The sequence below is a fragment of the Bacillus sp. GbtcB14 genome (assembly GCF_019091205.1).
Classification (GTDB): Bacteria; Bacillota; Bacilli; order Bacillales; family Bacillaceae_G; genus Bacillus_A; species Bacillus_A cereus_AG.
The window spans coordinates 1-17073 of record NZ_JAGXJT010000006.1 but is presented as its reverse complement, the minus strand read 5'-3'; the positions used below and the strand labels follow the sequence as shown (position 1 = coordinate 17073).

Sequence of the window (17073 nt, the reverse complement as noted above, 5' to 3'; positions counted from 1 at the left end):
CAGTATTTCTAATAATAATTGAATCTATATATTAAAAATAATGCACATTTTCTATGCATTACTTTGCACAAATATTAATATACCAATAAAAACTTAATAGAAATTAAAACAAAGGTTAAGAAAAGGTAAAGTTTACTAAATTAAATATAAAAATACCCAATGAAAAAAGTTTAGTTTTTTTCATTGGGTATTTAATCGTTTATTTAAGAGTTAATACTAGAACGTATCGATATACATCTATCATCACAATTTGATAGAGATTCTTTACTCTGAACTTTCGGCAAGTAAATCGTTACTGTTGTACCGACACCAACCTCACTCATAATACTTATATTCCCTTGGTGACTTTCAATAATTTTATAACTTAACATTAATCCAATACCAGTACCTTTTTCTTTCGTACTATAAAAAGGCTCACCTAATCTCTTAATTCTTTCTTCAGGTATTCCTATTCCTTCATCAATTACATGAATAATGACACCATCATCGTTTATTTCTTTTATGTGAATTGTAATCTTCCCACCATTTGGCATAGCTTCGATAGAATTTTGCAAAATATTAATAAATACTTGTTTCAATTGATTTTCTGAGCATTCAATACTTATATCGTTGGATTCTGCATATAATTCGACTTGAATATTTGTCATAATTGCTTTTGTATTCATTAACGATACGACATTTTTATAAATTTGATAAATATTTTTTTGTTCTGTATTCATTTCATCTGTTTTAGCAATTGATAAAAACTCTTGGAGAATCGCTTCTATTCTTTCAATTTCAGAAAGCATAAGATCAAAATATTTTTCTTGATCCTCTTTGTTAATTTGGAATAACTGTATAAACCCTTTAATGACTGTTAATGGGTTCCTCACTTCATGAGCAACACCAGCTGCTAATTGACCGATTGCTGCAAGTGTATCTGATTTATTTAGCAATTCTTCTGTCTTTTTCCGTTCTGTAATATCACGTACAATGATCATAATTTTATCTTGTAATAATGGTAAGCATCTAGCTTCAAAGAAATCAACGCTCCCAGTAATTGTAAGTGGATATTCAACAATTACATTCGTTCCTTTTTCCTTCACTTGATGAATTGCTTCCTGAAACTGCTGTGCAACTGGAGATGGTAATACTTCGAAAAACTTTTTCCCCATAAAAGCTTCTGCCGGAACGTAAAACTTTGAAGGGGATCCTGCTTTATAATCTATAATTGTGCCATCATCTTCTGTTAAGAAACATAAATCTGGTAACGCTTTAAAAATCAATTCCAATTCAGACGTTTGTTGTTTTAACTGCTCTTCTATCGCTTTTAAATGTGTAATATCTACACCGACAGCCCAGTAGCTATATCCCGTTACAGGAAACTGTTCTGATATATTGGACCACATGATTGTTTTGGTTTCACCATTTTTACATGTTAAGTGCATTTCCCAATCTCTGAAATTTTTTCCACAAGTTAAAAATTTCGTTTGTATTTGCTGACGATAATTATGATCAGGATACAATAACTGAAGTGCATTTGGATTCCCTATTATTTCTTCGGCCGTATAACCTGTTACAATTTCACACTCCCGATTCCACAAAACAAAATCTCCATTATAATCAAGCGCATCAACCATAACAGGCATGTTTTGTAAAATCGTATGTAGTTCCTCCTCTTTTCTAGAAAGTAACGTGGTATTTTGACTTTGGAATACCTTTGTTGATCCATCAATAATTAGATTTGAAAGCATTTCAAAGTATTTTTGACAATTGAAAATTTCGCTTTTGTTTGACCATACTACAAAAGATCCTAGATGTTGATTGTATAAAAAAATGGGGATTTCAATTTTGGGAAGTTTACATATTTTCGTCTCATTTATTCCAAAAGAAAATATACATTCTTTTTCAGCATCAAGAAGTTGATGTGATATGTTGGTTAATTTATAAAACTGTTCTGCCATGGTTTCTATTGTACTCACATCAATAAGTTCCATTAGCCGCGCATTCATTCCTTTTTCACCTCAATATGTAAAATTAATACAAATTCAAAATTTATACTTCTCCATTATACGAAGAATGTGCGTATAGGTATATAGCTGTAGAATAATTATTCGAACAAATTTTATTTTTCAATTAAAAACCAAAAAAATTTGTATAAAAAATAAACCTTCAATTCATTTGTATTTTGCTCAGCTACACATGGTTTTGATATAAGAGTCATATACACCACTTTTAGTAGTATAAAAATACAAAAAATATAAAGTTCATAAAATTTTCACAATTATTATGAAAAATATAAACATTTATTCCAATATATTCTATATAATAAAATGTAATAAGGCTTCTATGAATCTCATAGAATACCTTACCCCTAATAAAAAGAAAAAAGAATCTATGTAGATTCTTTTTTCTTTTTTTATTACATTACATATTTATATAAAGCATGTGCAACACCATGTTCTTCATTTGATAAGGTTTCGTATTGACACATCGCTTTTATTTCTTCGACTGCGTTCCCCATTGCAATTGATATGTTTGCTTTTTCCATCATCGATACATCGTTTAGCCCATCACCTATCGCTACAGTATTTTCAACTGGAATATTCAGATGTTCTGCTAAAGTATATAATCCATTTCCTTTTTGAGCGTCTCGGTGATTAATCTCTAAATTATGCCAATACGAAGATGTAATTGCTAAATCAGTATTATGCAGAAACGCTGCTTTTAACTTTTTTAATTTTTCTATGTCATAAGAAAATGGTAAAAGCTTATGCACATGTATATCAGTTTCTACAATTGGTTTACAACTTTCTGCACTATGAAATGCTGTATGTTCAAGATATAATGCTGCAATCGTTTCTAACTCTTTCAAATCAAAATTTTCTTTTGAATTCTTCACATATTCGATCTCATTACGCACACTCTCTACTCCATAATCTGGTACATATACACCTTTATTAGTATAAAGCTGATAATATAAGCCATTCTCTTCAAGATAGTCTACAATCTCAAGTGCCTGCATATTTTGAATTGGATATCTCTTCATCATTTTTTTATCTTTATATATAAGTGCACCATTTTCCGCGATAATTGGACAATCTAAATTAACTTCTAACAACAATCGTTCAATGTCGACGATAGAACGTCCTGTACAAATTGCAACAACATGACCAGCTTCCTGACATTTTCGAATTGCTTCTGCATTTTCTTTACTAATCATTTTATTCCCCGAAAGAAGAGTTCCATCTAAATCAATTGCGATTAATTTCATTATTTCTTCACCACTTTCTATAAATACACGAGTTCTTACTAAACAAAAGGTATCGTTTTCATACTGATCTCGTGAAGTACTCCTTATTTATAATTTATGAAAAGCGTTTCAGGTCAAGAAATAATTAAAAATAAAATCAAAAGCTTTTCTATAAAAAGAAAAGCTTTTGATTTTAAACTATGAACTATAGCTAATATATTTTGTCTCACACATGTACACATTCTTTTCTTCAGTTGGGACATATATTTTAAACTTTTCTAAACGTTTTCCATAAACATGAATTGTGATAACGCTTTCATTTTCGGATATTTCAAGAATATGACAATCAGCTGGTGGAATGACTTTATCTGTTTCGCCTTCTCCCAAATAAAGATTTCCTGTATGTGTTAAATAAACAAGTGAATTTTCAAGCTGCTTAGTTTGTATAAAATTCTGCACCATTATCCTTCCTGTAAAAACTCCTTCTACTCCCCATGTACCATCATGATCATGTAAAGGTGTAGATTGTCCATCTTTCCATACAAGAGCTAATACTTCAAAACGATTTAAAGGATCTTCATATAACAAGTGTCGTGCATACTGAGCCGAATTCGCCTTCTGTTTTTCTAACGGAAGCCATGTTTTCTTTTCTAAAAGTTCTTCTAGTAATTTTTCAATCGCACAAACAATTTGATCTTCTAATAAATTACTATCAATTAAATCCGTTACAGCTTTAATAAATGTTTGAAACGTTTTACTTCCATTACACGTTAACATAAACGTCCTCCTCTATTCTTTTTCACACACCTCCATACTAAACAATCTACCAAAAGTTTACAATTGAGAAATAAAAAAGCAAGGTACAATAATTTTGTACCTTGCTGCACAGTTTTATTGAAGTTTTAAGCTAATAGGTAAGAATTTTAAAGTTTGTTCATTTTCCAATATACATTTTTCTAAATTGAAAGATGAAGATAACTCTATTTTTTCAAAAGCATTTATAAAAGTTTTTAATGCAATCTCAGCTTCCAAGCGTGCAAGTGGTGCCCCTAAGCAAAAGTGAGGACCTTTACCAAAGGTTAAATGCTTTTCATTTCCTATTCTGTGTAAATTAAACTCAGAAGCTTGTAAGAATTTTTTCTCATCTACATTTGCTGCACTTACCCATGCAACAATCATTTGATCCTTTTTCATTAAAGGTCCAAATATAGTGGTGTCCTCTGTAATCCTCCTAGCTAATGTAACGGGAAAGCGATAGCGTAATACTTCCTCAATCGCTTTTGAAATTAATGTAGGTTCTTTTCTTAACTCTTCATATATTCCAGGTGAATCCACTAAAAAGCAATAAAAGCTATTAATAATTAAATTTGTAGTTGTTTCATTACCTGCCGCTAATAAGCCTAAAGAAAAAGTAACTATTTCTTCATCGGTTAATCTTTCGCCTTCATATTCAGCTCGTATTAAATCTGAAATAATATCGTCGGTTAAATGATATCTTTTCTCTTGAACAATTGGAAGCAGATACGTTTTAAATTCATTTAACGCAATTCCTTTTTCTACATCCAAATCGTTAAATTTTTCTTTACTATATGGCATAAATAAAATATCAGACCATTCTTTAATTTTTTTACGGTCAGTTGTTGGCACTCCTAATAAATCGGATATGACGGTAACAGGTAAAGGTGCAGCAAACTCTTCAACGATATTAACCTCACTATATTTTCCTATATGTTGTACAAGTTCATTTGCGATAGACTGTATTCGAGGTTTCCATTGTTCTATACTTCTTGGAGTAAATGCTTTAGAAACTATTGAACGTACATTGCGATGTTCTGGTGGATCAGTAGAGTTTATATTTATTCTCGTTTCTAAAGGTGGGATTGCGAATTGTCTTCGTTCCCTTCTACTTGAAAATAAGCGATAATCCGATAAAACTCGATTTACATCATCGTATAAAAAAACATTCCATACATCCTGCTCCTCATCATAATGAACCGGATGATTGTCCCTCATAAATTGATACCACTCATACGGATTCCACAATTCTTCTTTTGTTTTCAGCTTTGAAATTTCATGAACTAAAATCACATTTTCAGGCGAAGCCATAGTTCTTTCCTCCCTTTTCTTTTACAATAAAAGTGATAGGTCGGTAGTTCAAAGTTGTATAATCTAACATATGTTATTTTAACATATGCTAAAGGGGATTTTTCATTGGAGAACTTGAGAAATATATAAGGGGGATTTTTATGTACGTTGACATTTTATTACTAGCAGAATTAACGACTGGACCAAAACACGGATATGAAATAAAGAAAAATGTTCAAAATCGGTTAGGTGAGAATTTCGAATTAAATCATAATACACTGTATCCCGCACTTCGGCGTTTCGAAAATATGGGTGCTATAACGAAAAAAATACATAAACAAGTCGGAAAGCCAAACCGAAATATGTATGACATAACTGAAACAGGAGAAGAAATTTTTTCTGAAATGTTAAGAGAGTTTCCCGAAAAGATTGCGACAAATAACGCTGAATTCCTTGTGCGTATCGCGCTATTTGAAAAACTTAATTACGAAGCTAGAAAAGAAATTTTAACAATACGCCAAGACGTACTACATAAACAGCTTACTGCTATTCAATCTTTAAATATTAGCTCCTCTTTTATTACAGAAGTCATTGAATTTAGTAAATCGCGTATTGAACATGAATTACATTGGATTGCATCACTTATGAAGAAAATATAAAAATTAACAAGAAAAGTTAAAAACAATGAATGAAAATGAGATTTATTATCAATACTAGTATTAATAAAAGGGCAACCGCGATTTGGCTACCCTTTAAAATTTTATATTTCTGGATCGAAAGTTTTGCAATCTGTTTCTTCCGTAGTTGATGCTTGTTTCCCTTTATTACTTACTACATAAATTGCATCTGCACTACATTTATTGCCGTTCGCCCAAAATTTACAGTTGTTTACTTCACATAAAACGTCTTGTGCCATAGTATCACACCTCCTTGTTCTATTATCATTAACAAAATTCGGAGGTATGATACTCTTTAGAATGCATTTTTTATTCCCTTTTTAGTATTCTTAATGGTTCAATATCTCCTCGTACAATAGCATCTATATTTTCAGTTATTTTTTCAATGTCAAAATGCCACCATTGAATTTGCAATAATTCTTCTATTATTGTATTTGTAAATCGTTCCTTTATTTTATTTGCAGGGTTTCCACCAACAATTGTATATGGTGCAACGTCTCTAGTCACAACAGATTTAGCTGCTATTATTGCACCATCGCCTATTCTTATCCCGGGCAAAATCGTTGTATCCATACCAATCCAAACGTCATTTCCTATAACTGTATCACCTTTATATGGCAAATCAGACAAACCAGGTGTATACTTCTCCCACCCATTTCCAAAGATATTAAATGGGTATGCCGAAAATCCATCCATCCGATGATTTGCTCCATTCATAATAAAAGTAACTCCATTTGCAATACAACAAAACTTTCCAATAGTAAGATGATCTCCAAGAAATTCATAATGATGTAATACTCGATCTTCAAATGTCTCTCCATCTTTCGCATCATAATAAGAATAGTCACCAACGAGTATATTAGCTTTCGTTATTGTATTTTTTATAAAATGAACATTTTGATTTCCTTCAATTGGGTATTTTACATTTGGATTAGGATTCATGTTGCACAGCACTTCCTTTACCATTCATTTCACTTTCTACCGCTATTACTGGCTTTAAATTGTATATAGGTAAAATAAATAATAATCCAATTATAAATAGTAAAGCTGTGCCCTCATACATCGTACTTAATGAGAACACCTCTTTTAATGAACCAGCTACACTCATTGTTACTACCATTGAACCGGTGAATAGTGGACTTAAAATGCCATTTACACGACCAATAAAATCAGTATCGCTATTTTGAATAATGAGCGTATTAATACCTATTTGGATACACGGAAGAGCTAACCCACTAAAAAGTTGTGCTGTAAGTGTCACCCATAAATTCGTCGAATAACCTATTATACCAATGCCAATCGCCTGACCGAGCATCCCTACAATTAACATCTTTTGCGGTGCAACATTTTTCGCAAATACCATCGCTAAAGCGCCGCCAACAATCATTCCTGCACCATTTACTGTTAGTAACCATTGTAAACTCTCTTTAGATAACCCTAACTGCTCAGTTACAATAAATATACCAAGTGGTTGAATTAAACCGATACCGAGTCCTGCTGCCATAAAACAAAGCCCTAGCAAAGTTAATGCTTTTTTCTTTTTGACATACTTAATACCATCCTTCATCTCCTGCCACAGAGTGATATCTTTCTTTTCTACGTCGTTTTCAAGATCTTTCGGAAGAAATAACAATACAACTGCCGCAAGTAAAAACGAGATACCTGTTATGATAATTGAAATGTAAATTCCAAAACTATGAAAGATAAATGTTCCAAGAATCGGTCCTAATACCATAAAAATCGCAAATATTGTTTGATATATTGACATCGCTAATTGGATTTGTTCCGTTGATAAATGCTGTTTAAATAATTTCATACCTGATGGTTGAGAAAACTGCGAAAGGATTGCAGAAATAAGCGTAACAAAAAACACGATTTTCCATGTTCCAAACATAAGTGTAATTAATACAGCGAATACGGAGATAGAACTTAACGTCTCACACCATATCATTGTCTTCTTTGGCTTCCACCTATCAGCAAAGGTTCCACCAATGAATGAGAAAATAAAAATGGGAGCAAACTCAGCAACCGAAATCATTGAAATAGCAAAAGCATCACCTTTCGTCATTTCCATTACATACAGTAATACCGCAAAGTTCCGAACCCATATACCAATTTGTAAAAATAATGCTGATGCTAAAATTCCCTGTACAAATCTATTTTTCAATACTTGTGATACCCCATGATTTTGTTTCGTTTCTACATTTGTCGACATAAAAAGCCTCCTATTTCATGTTCTGAACAGGAGGCAGCACAAATCATATAAAAAGACTATATATTCGCAGAGCGAAATACATCCCTTTTCTATACATGTACAGACTAATCCTATTCAGAAGAATATTTCGTTTTTTAACGAAGATCTCTTACAAATAGAATTAGTTGATCATTGGGATGTTTTCACCCTTCCGTTTCGAATTTAAATAACACATACATACTCTATGTAAATCATTTTCGATGTATGCATGTCTTAAAATAAATATTCTAGAATGTCAAAGGCAATTCCTCTAAAGAACGCATTAAATAGTTTCCTTGCCATTTAATATCTTCACGATCGCCTTTTATTTGTAGTTCAGGCATCCGTTTAAACAAAGTTGTAATAGCAATCTTTGCTTCCAACCTAGCAAGTGGAGCGCCTAAGCAGAAATGGCTACCGTGTCCAAAGGCAATATGACGATTATTCTCCCGAGTAATATCGAAGACTTCTGGGTTTTCAAATACTGTTTCATCGCGGTTTGCCGAAGCTAATGCAATGACAACCATATCTCCTTTTTGGATTGTTTGTTCGTGAATTTGAAAAGGCTCAGCCGCCCATCTTCCAGTTGTAATCTCAACTGGAGAATAAAAACGTAATCCTTCCTCAATAGCTGAATCAATTAATTTCGGATTATCTTTCAATAACTGTAATTGATTTGGATTTTCAAGAAAAGCTAATACTGTATTTGTAATTAAATTCACTGTTGTCTCGTGTCCTGCAACGATTAACAGCATTATCATTGAATATAGCTCTGGAGCACTAAGTTTATGCCCTTCATTTTCTGCAAGTATTAGCGCACTAACCAAATCTTCTTTTGGATCTTTTCGTTTTACATCAACTATATATTGAAGATATGTAATAAACTCAGATAGTTGTTTTTCGGTTTCTTTTATTTCTTCAGGTGTTTCTGGCGATGCAATGACAGCATGAGACCAAATTCTAAATTTCGCTTGATCCTCTTTTGGAATGCCAAGCATGTCGCTTATTACAATTATCGGTAATGGGAACGAATAATCATCCACAAGATTTAATGTTCCTTTTCGCTCTATTTCATTTATTAAATCGTCCGCTATTCTTTGAATTCTTCCGTCTAATTGTGTAATCATCTTCGGTGTAAAAGCTTTTTGAACTAAAGATCGTAACCGGCTATGATTAGGTGGATCTGAATTTAACATGTGTGTTGTTAAATGATCACTATTATCAACGGAAAGATACATGTTCGTTGTATCTTTGGGAAACACATTTGCCAAATCTTTTTTCAAACGATTATCTTTTAAAAGTGGCAGAGCATCTTCATATCTTGTAATCAGCCATTCTTTACCGAGTTCGACTTCATTTACAAACAATAAAGGTTGCATTTTTCGCGATTCTTTATAAATTTCATATGCATCTTCTTTAAACTGAGCTGAAGCTAAATTAATGCCATCTTCTATTCTTCGGCCAACTTTATTTTTCATTGACATTGTATTCCCTCACTCTCATTTGTTTTTTGAAAACCAACCAACATATGCATTATACTCTAATAAAAACGTGAAAATTGTAAATTTTCACCCAAAATCTTACTTCGTATATTGAAAAATAAAAAAGTGAGAGAGTAGAATAATTTTACTCTCTCACTTCTTTTTATGCGAAGCACATAAAATTACTAATTTGTTGATAGCGGTAGCTTACTTTACGGCGACGACCACCTTGCCAAGTATAACCTGATACCCCGTTTCTTCTTACTTCAGTCGGGAAGAACCATAAGTCCCTTCCGAAAGGGCCAGGACGATGTAAACGTAAATATCCCCATCTTCCTAGACAGTTACACATCCATGATTTCATATTGCCTGCTTGTGCTGGAGAAGCAAATGTAGATGGTAACGATGGGACTTGTGACGGTGGTGGTGACGTTGGAGCATCTTCTGCATCATCGGGTCTATAATCTTCTTGTTCCATATCTCTCACTTCATTTAAAGATTCATAACTGTATTGTTGTGGATTATAATACATTGCTTGATCATATGGATAATTTTGCTGGTTATACATATTAACAAATCACCTTCTTTTCATTCATTACCTTTAACATTTATATGTGATATGCCCTCTATAGGAAGCTTATGTATAGCCTAAATTCAATAAAAAATAAAACTCGTATTTTTAAAATACGAGTTTTTTCATAAAATGAATAGATATATTATTTTCTCAACTTCACACTATAAAAGCGCATTTCATTTAACGAACCTTCAAATTCAAAAACTTCTTTTTTTATTAATTCCTTTAAGCGATATTCTAAAAATGTATCGCCAACTGATTGCTTTACAAGACCAAGTGCCTCACCAATTACTCTAGGAGCTTTTAGGAAGTCACAATCAGCACCTACACTTTTCGCACATTCAATCATAAATTGATCAAAATAATCTTCTTGTACAGAATGCACTTCATTTTCTATCCAAACTCTTAAAAACTCCGTGCTATTCGATAATTGATCCCATTCATATTCATACTGCATTCGTTTTTCTTCCGTTACATAAGAAAATTCTGCAAAACTTTTTTGGAATAGAGATAAACTGTCAGGTGATAATTCCCCTGTTCCACGAATAGCATACTCTTTTTTTAATATTTCTTTACTTGCTTCAGACGTATTAATAACGCGAATGTTTTGCTTATCTTTTAATTGCGCCATTACAAAACATAGGCCTACATGTTCATGTGCATTATTAGCTTTCCAAATTGTAATAGGCGTTTCACTAGGAATAGCGTGTAGTTCTTCCATAGTTTCTAGAAACCGCGGTAAGTATTCCTCTTCAAAATAACTATCATAAGCGGTTAAGTTGTTCACTAACCATTTCTGTCTTGCAAGTTGTCCCTCATTCATATGTAACTTGTTTATCGGTCCAATTGAAAAGAATTCAGAAAATGCGACAACCCTCTCTTCCAATCGTTCTTCTTGCCCCAGCATATGTTTTAAACATCCAGCTGTTGAATCATCAAAAGCAATATGTATATGTGAGCTTTCTTTAACATTTCTTTTATAAGATGTATTACTCGTTAGTTGTTTAGGAATATCCATCAAATTTTTAATGGTATCTTCACTATAGTTTTCTTCTAACAAATTTAACTGAATTAGAATACTTTGAAGTAAATGTTTTGCTTCATCTTCGTACATATCTTCTACAACATTTTTGATTTTATCTATCACATAAATCCCTCTATTCATTTCATAAATAACGTAGATTATAGTGTATCATTTTAGTATCGTCCTTTAAAAGTTTTTTTAAGTAAAGGCAGTTATTAATCAAATTGCTACAGCTATCTACTTTTCCGCCAAAATCTCTCCCTACAATTCTTAATTACTAAATACCCCTTTGTAAATCCTTTTATTTAAATGTATAATTATATAGAAAATAAAAATATAGGAGCTATATGTATGGGGAAAGTATTTACTACTTATAAACATTATTTAAAAAATTGGAGATTTATATTTATTTGTATATTACCTGTTATCGCCTTATTATATGTTTTCGATGTCATCTTCGAATTACTATTTCATCAAGATTTCTATTTATCTAACTTACTTTTTGCTATTATATTATTTTTAATATTTATTAACATCAAAGATATGTTTAAAATTGAAAGTTCAAAAGCAGGATAAAAAAAGAGCACCCTGTAATTAGATGCTCTCATGTGATAGAGGTTTTTTCTGAGTATTAAGTAGGACACGAAGGTCTTGTCCTACTAGATAATATATGCTTGTACTTATTTTATTGTGCATCTATTACACATCAAATACATACGTATTGCTAAAAATTTTTCTCATATATTCATTGTACAATTATCATATTTATAAATAAAAAACATCCCTATGGATGTTTTTTATTTACCGATTTTTAAGCTTCCATAAACTTAGCCGGTACACCAATTTTTTCAACTACAGAAGATATATTAGTAGGATTAATCATTACATTTTCAATACTAACTAATTTATTTTCTAATAGTCCATTCTCTGTAGTAATAAGTTCTTCAAATCGATCTAGAGTCATCGAAAATTTGTGTTCACTTCCGCCATTCATACAGACTTTTACATACTTCATAGTGTCACCGCCTTTCATAATAATCTATATTTCGCTAAGAAGACGCTTACATCCTTTTTATTTCCTACTAGATTTATCACTTTTACTCCTTGCTAATTCACGTTTATTTATTTTAAAGAAAGCAAGTACTATTTTATGTTCACGTTATTATTGCTAGTAAGAATGATAAAGATAAAAATGCACAAAGTGGTATATATAAAACAGTATCCATTCTAGCAAATTGCGTATCTTTTTTTCGCTTAAAGATACCAAAATAATGAAACTCACCAATTACTCTTATGAAAAAAACAATCATACAAATCCAGGCTCCAAATTGAACAAATATATTAGGAACTGCGAAATGAACAACGTTTGTTTGTTGTAATAAAATTATAGCTGCCATACTTAATAATAATGCAATGAACAATGTCATTCCTGTACCTGGTATAAATGCCTTTTCTCCAGATTTTGTTGGAATGACACTATTTGTTGCCCACTTACCTCCGAAAGCCCAGTAAACATGTAAAAAGCTAACTAAAAATAATATACAGACAGAAATATATGTAATAATAAGCATTTTGTCCTCCCATTATTTTATTTAAGTCCTCAACTTTAGAGTATGCTATGAATTCCGCATTGGCAATATATATTTAATTACATAAAAAACCCTTTAATGATAAATCATTAAAGGGTTTACTGAAATTTCTTATATATTGTACCTATTTCTACGACGTTCCATCCTTGTTTGCCCTTGAGCTGTACCTTCTTTATATTGTTGTATTTGCTCTATCATTTCATATGTTGCAGCTGAAGCTGGTTCTTCGTAATTATGCTCACGTATTTTTTCTGGCGTTTTTCGTTTTGATGCTTTTCCACCAAACTTAAATAATTTTATCTTAAATTTCGGTAATCTTGGAAGCGGAATCTTAAATGATAATTTTTTACGTTTCTTTTTTTGTTGAAATAGATTTATATTTTCTTTATTATCATCCTGCTCTTTACGATGTAATAACATCGCAAGTAATCCACCTAATATAAGTCCGCCAACTAAAAGCATGAGGTATTTGAAATTGCTTGTCATTAAACTCGACATACGTTCAAGTATGACTAACGACTGTACTTCTTTAATATCCCAAAGTAAAGCGGCCCATAATGACAATAAACCGAAAGTAAGTCCATATGTACGAAAACGGAATAAACATGGAATTAAAGCGATACAAGCGGCAATTTTTGCATTCGCTATGATTGAACTTGTCGAAATATCTTGATGCCAAATGACTAACAGTAGTGTTATAAATGGAGCATACGCTATCCAGCTACATATGCGTGAATATATTTTTTTCGCAAAATAACTACCGAAACTAGTAAAAAATAATAGGCCTCCAATATATAAAGATTGTTCAAGTGGGATTTGCTTCATAATTCCTGCAACTGGAAAGAGGCCGCTTAATAGCATTAATAACACATCTAATTTCTTCACAATTCCTCATTCCTTTCAAATTTCTTTTGAATCAATTCATATTGCTTTTCCATATGATGTAGATTTTGTATTTCTAAAAAATATCTTAATCCTGTATGTAAATAAAGTAAATACATAAAAGACAAGATACATGACAAAGGATATCCTTATTTACATGAAAAAATGACAAATCCTGATCGATATTACGAGCAAGATTTGTCTACAATTATTTAAAGCAGAATAATTGAATCTTTCTTTTCTATTTTCATTGTATCTACATCCAATTCATCATCAAACTCTTTAAACTCTCTTGCATCTATATCAGTCATATAGCTCTTTATTACTTTCGCCATATGCATAGAATACGGCATATGTATATTCTTTTCCAAAAGCATACTTGAATTACAGCACATATAGTGTATCATTTTAGCGATGTAATTCCTTTCTACAGGTTTTACACCTAGCGTTAATATTTCAAGTATGTATCGCTGCAATGTTTCACTACCATTTAGCAAATATTCGCCAGTGCTATAATACATCCCTTTTTGATCTACATATAAACTTGTGCCCTCAGGAACATCCTCATGTTCTATCACACCGTATTTTGGTGTATCAAAAGCTATATTTATTCTTATAACGTTTAAATTAGGAACCTTTAGCACATCAGGAACAATCTCCGGCAAAATATCTACATCAATTTGTTTATTTTGCAACTCTTTTATCCAATATTTTCTTAAATTTGCATCTACAATGAAATACACTTGCTCATTTTTCTCTTTTGCACGTTGTAAAATTTCCTTTAATGTTTCAAAAACAAATTGTTTAAATTGAATTCCCATATCATTTCTTTTTGAAGGCTGCGGCAAAAAGGTATTATGTTTATTTATATTTAATAATAAGCGATCTAGCGTTTGCCACTCTGTATTCCCATATAATTTATATGAAATTTCTTTTCCTTTTATTTGTGAAATAATAGGTAAGAAATCAAATTTCGTGATTCGTTCAATTGATAAATTAACATATGTACAAGGTAAATTTATTTTATTCCAACTACGTTTCAAAAATCCTTTTTGTTCTAATAAACTAAGAATACAATTTATTATTGTTTTACGGGTTACACTTTGGCCTATAAATAAATTAATAAATGCTGAAATACGGTTTGTTCGTGCAAACCCTTCTCTAACGATTTGCTTTGGATCAATTTTTTCACGCCCATCACAATTTTTCATTGCGATTAACGCCAATGTCGCATCATTGCGCTCACCTGCAGTAGCACAAACCGCTTTCATAACATCCTCTACTAAATTTGTTTTGTATTTCTGGCAATATTGCATTTTATATGGATTTTGCAATACTTTTTCAATATTATATCTTACTATTTTTAACAATACTGGAGTATCTGCATTTAATACATATAATGACTCACCGATTTGAGTTAACACAATTTCACTTTCAAATAACGCTTGTTCAACTTCCAACGATATTTTTTCAGACCATATTTCTAACGTTATAGTCTCTAATCCTTTTGGTACAATTAAAGGAAATAATTTATTTTCATTATTTGTTGCTACCTTTTTACATTCTGGTAGTAATGTGAAATAAGAGAATTTTTGTTGAAACCATTTAAATAGATACTCTCTTTCTTTTACTTTTATACCAGGTTTTATTTTAGTACCTTGAACTTTATATATTCTCTCATTGTATGGAAGCAACACCCTAATATTTGTTCCTATCATATAGTCTTTCGGATATTGAAGAATATGCTCTAATTCAACTTCTCCACCTATACGAAAATCATCTTTTAAATTTCTAAATATCTTAATCCATTTTATGCCGTTTGTAGCCTGTTGAACTTTTAGTTTTACAAACCGTAATTTCTTATTATTCGATGCAAATTCTGGAGTAGAAACCAATATCATGCCCCGTTTTCGTCTTAATAGCAAAGGAATATCTGGATGATTATATTCTTGATAAAACCTCCGAATTCCTATTGAAACATTTAATAACGGAATATTTTCGCCTCCGCGCGTGATACATTCGAACCGATATACATAGGCGAAATAATCTTGAGTTTTTTCATCTTTAATAGGCTCTGACATTGCCTCACAAATATTTTGTGATCTAAGAGGAGAAAAATATATATCTTCTTCGTTGATATTCTCTAATCGTACAGGTTGTTCACAAAAAATATGTGAAATTAAAGCGGGCACCCACTTAGAATATATTTCATTATCATGTAATACTGTTAAATTAGAAATTAAATCGTAATGCCATTCATATTTTGGCGACTCTATTAATTTATTAGGTTTCCAATCATGAATAATCTCATACCAACTTTGAAAAATATAATCAAGTTGTTCTTTTCTAATAGGTTCTTTAGATACAATCCATGGTGTATTTTCATTTAATACATATGGATTATGCTGAATAAATAATATATCAGAAAACATATCATATAATCTTTCATTCAATCGTTTCAACTTACTCGTTAATAAAAATGTCTTATAATGAATCTCTACAATATCGAGCCAATCAATAGGGAAATATATAAATGATACACTTTCGTTTAAAAGAGGTTCTGTTATATTTTCAAATGTTAACAACTTTAATTTTTCCATAAAATGATTACTTCCTTTCTTCATTTTTCTTGATTATCAAAAAACTAGAAAAATAATTACTTAATCTAATCAATTTAAATCAAGTATTTTAAAAGAAAAGTAAAAACTATTATTCAAATAAAAAATTATCAAAACGACTCTTTTAAAAATTAAAAGTAGTTATCATATACAGCACCTCCAAAATCGTTAACTTAATACATTTGAATTATACAATATATATGATGTATTGTATTTATCATTTACAATAACTTTACAATAAAACTAAAACGATGAAGTTTTCCTTCATAAAAATTAAAGTTTTCTTCTGGGAAACGTTCAATTTTTATAATTTTTGTGTCAGTTAAACTATACTGATGACCTGGTCCAAGCTTCTTTCTGATAACTTGACTTGCATATGGTGCTAATACAGTATTATAAGAATCATAAAACTCTTGATCATCAATACTTACTGCTTTGGTATCTAACGGATTTAAAAATGCAACTGCCATTACAATTCCAAAAAGCAAACTAATCACTTTACTTTTTAACATATACTCACCCTTAATTAATTTATATACCCGTTAACCTCTCCAGCATAAGAAATGACTATTCTTCATCCTTATCTAACTTCTTTTTATTCGTTGCGATAGGTAAGACTTTGAAGTTATCTCCATCTTTTCCCCCGCTTAGCACTGTACGTGCGACTTTCATCGCATA

At 31.2% G+C, this 17073-nt stretch carries 17 protein-coding genes; 2 read left to right on the top strand and 15 right to left on the bottom strand.

Annotated elements, in window-relative coordinates:
* Window positions 1-203: 203 nt before the first annotated feature.
* From KVT31_RS18330 to KVT31_RS18315, 4 genes are all read right to left on the bottom strand, one after another.
* Complete coding sequence (locus KVT31_RS18330) at window positions 204-1991, bottom strand: PAS domain-containing sensor histidine kinase (RefSeq protein ID WP_098342125.1); 1788 nt, start codon at window positions 1989-1991, stop codon at window positions 204-206.
* Between the two features lie 410 nt (window positions 1992-2401).
* The gene (locus tag KVT31_RS18325; RefSeq protein WP_088096491.1) at window positions 2402-3253 is read right to left on the bottom strand and encodes a Cof-type HAD-IIB family hydrolase; all 852 of its coding nucleotides are present in this window, start codon (window positions 3251-3253) and stop codon (window positions 2402-2404) included.
* 177 nt (window positions 3254-3430) lie between these two features.
* Window positions 3431-4009: a cysteine dioxygenase family protein gene (locus KVT31_RS18320; RefSeq protein WP_088096490.1), complete on the bottom strand. Its 579-nt coding sequence runs from the start codon at window positions 4007-4009 to the stop codon at window positions 3431-3433.
* Between the two features lie 114 nt (window positions 4010-4123).
* Window positions 4124-5338: a cytochrome P450 gene (locus KVT31_RS18315; protein ID WP_088096489.1), complete on the bottom strand. Its 1215-nt coding sequence runs from the start codon at window positions 5336-5338 to the stop codon at window positions 4124-4126.
* Between the two features lie 140 nt (window positions 5339-5478).
* Between KVT31_RS18315 and KVT31_RS18310 the strand changes: the two genes are divergently transcribed.
* Window positions 5479-5976, top strand: coding sequence for a PadR family transcriptional regulator (locus KVT31_RS18310; protein ID WP_088096488.1), 498 nt, complete (start codon window positions 5479-5481; stop codon window positions 5974-5976).
* A gap of 101 nt (window positions 5977-6077) precedes the next feature.
* Here KVT31_RS18310 and KVT31_RS18305 read toward each other — a convergent pair whose 3' ends face one another.
* The 6 genes from KVT31_RS18305 to KVT31_RS18280 form a co-directional block, all read right to left on the bottom strand.
* Complete coding sequence (locus KVT31_RS18305) at window positions 6078-6233, bottom strand: DUF1540 domain-containing protein (RefSeq protein WP_000046093.1); 156 nt, start codon at window positions 6231-6233, stop codon at window positions 6078-6080.
* Window positions 6234-6303: 70 nt separating this feature from the next.
* On the bottom strand, window positions 6304-6936 hold the full coding sequence (locus KVT31_RS18300; RefSeq protein ID WP_088096487.1) for a Vat family streptogramin A O-acetyltransferase: 633 nt from the start codon (window positions 6934-6936) through the stop codon (window positions 6304-6306).
* Window positions 6926-8209: an MFS transporter gene (locus KVT31_RS18295; RefSeq protein WP_088096486.1), complete on the bottom strand. Its 1284-nt coding sequence runs from the start codon at window positions 8207-8209 to the stop codon at window positions 6926-6928. Before KVT31_RS18295 ends, KVT31_RS18300 begins: the two co-directional genes overlap by 11 nt.
* Before the next feature lie 266 nt (window positions 8210-8475).
* Window positions 8476-9711, bottom strand: a complete 1236-nt coding sequence (locus tag KVT31_RS18290; protein ID WP_088096485.1) for a cytochrome P450 family protein — start codon at window positions 9709-9711, stop codon at window positions 8476-8478.
* A 160-nt stretch (window positions 9712-9871) separates the two neighbouring features.
* Window positions 9872-10276, bottom strand: a complete 405-nt coding sequence (locus KVT31_RS18285; RefSeq protein ID WP_088096484.1) for a hypothetical protein — start codon at window positions 10274-10276, stop codon at window positions 9872-9874.
* Between the two features lie 148 nt (window positions 10277-10424).
* Window positions 10425-11429, bottom strand: coding sequence for a DUF1835 domain-containing protein (locus KVT31_RS18280; RefSeq protein ID WP_088096483.1), 1005 nt, complete (start codon window positions 11427-11429; stop codon window positions 10425-10427).
* 228 nt (window positions 11430-11657) lie between these two features.
* On the opposite strand from KVT31_RS18280, the gene KVT31_RS18275 reads away from it, so the two are divergent.
* A complete protein-coding gene (locus tag KVT31_RS18275) occupies window positions 11658-11882 on the top strand; it encodes a hypothetical protein (protein WP_088096482.1) in 225 nt (74 codons plus the stop codon).
* A 235-nt stretch (window positions 11883-12117) separates the two neighbouring features.
* Here the strand turns inward: KVT31_RS18275 and KVT31_RS18270 are convergent, their stop codons facing one another.
* From KVT31_RS18270 to KVT31_RS18250, 5 genes are all read right to left on the bottom strand, one after another.
* On the bottom strand, window positions 12118-12321 hold the full coding sequence (locus KVT31_RS18270) for a hypothetical protein (protein ID WP_000878362.1): 204 nt from the start codon (window positions 12319-12321) through the stop codon (window positions 12118-12120).
* Window positions 12322-12460: 139 nt separating this feature from the next.
* Window positions 12461-12877: a DUF3995 domain-containing protein gene (locus KVT31_RS18265; protein ID WP_088096481.1), complete on the bottom strand. Its 417-nt coding sequence runs from the start codon at window positions 12875-12877 to the stop codon at window positions 12461-12463.
* A 129-nt stretch (window positions 12878-13006) separates the two neighbouring features.
* Window positions 13007-13780 carry a DUF3959 family protein gene (locus tag KVT31_RS18260; protein WP_098344244.1) on the bottom strand — a complete coding sequence of 258 codons (774 nt, stop codon included), beginning with the start codon at window positions 13778-13780 and terminating at the stop codon, window positions 13007-13009.
* Between the two features lie 209 nt (window positions 13781-13989).
* Window positions 13990-16377 (bottom strand): RNaseH domain-containing protein, encoded by a 2388-nt coding sequence (locus KVT31_RS18255; RefSeq protein ID WP_140392466.1) that lies wholly within the window; start codon window positions 16375-16377, stop codon window positions 13990-13992.
* A 239-nt stretch (window positions 16378-16616) separates the two neighbouring features.
* Window positions 16617-16907 carry a hypothetical protein gene (locus tag KVT31_RS18250; protein ID WP_226545312.1) on the bottom strand — a complete coding sequence of 97 codons (291 nt, stop codon included), beginning with the start codon at window positions 16905-16907 and terminating at the stop codon, window positions 16617-16619.
* Between the last annotated feature and the right edge of the window lie 166 nt (window positions 16908-17073).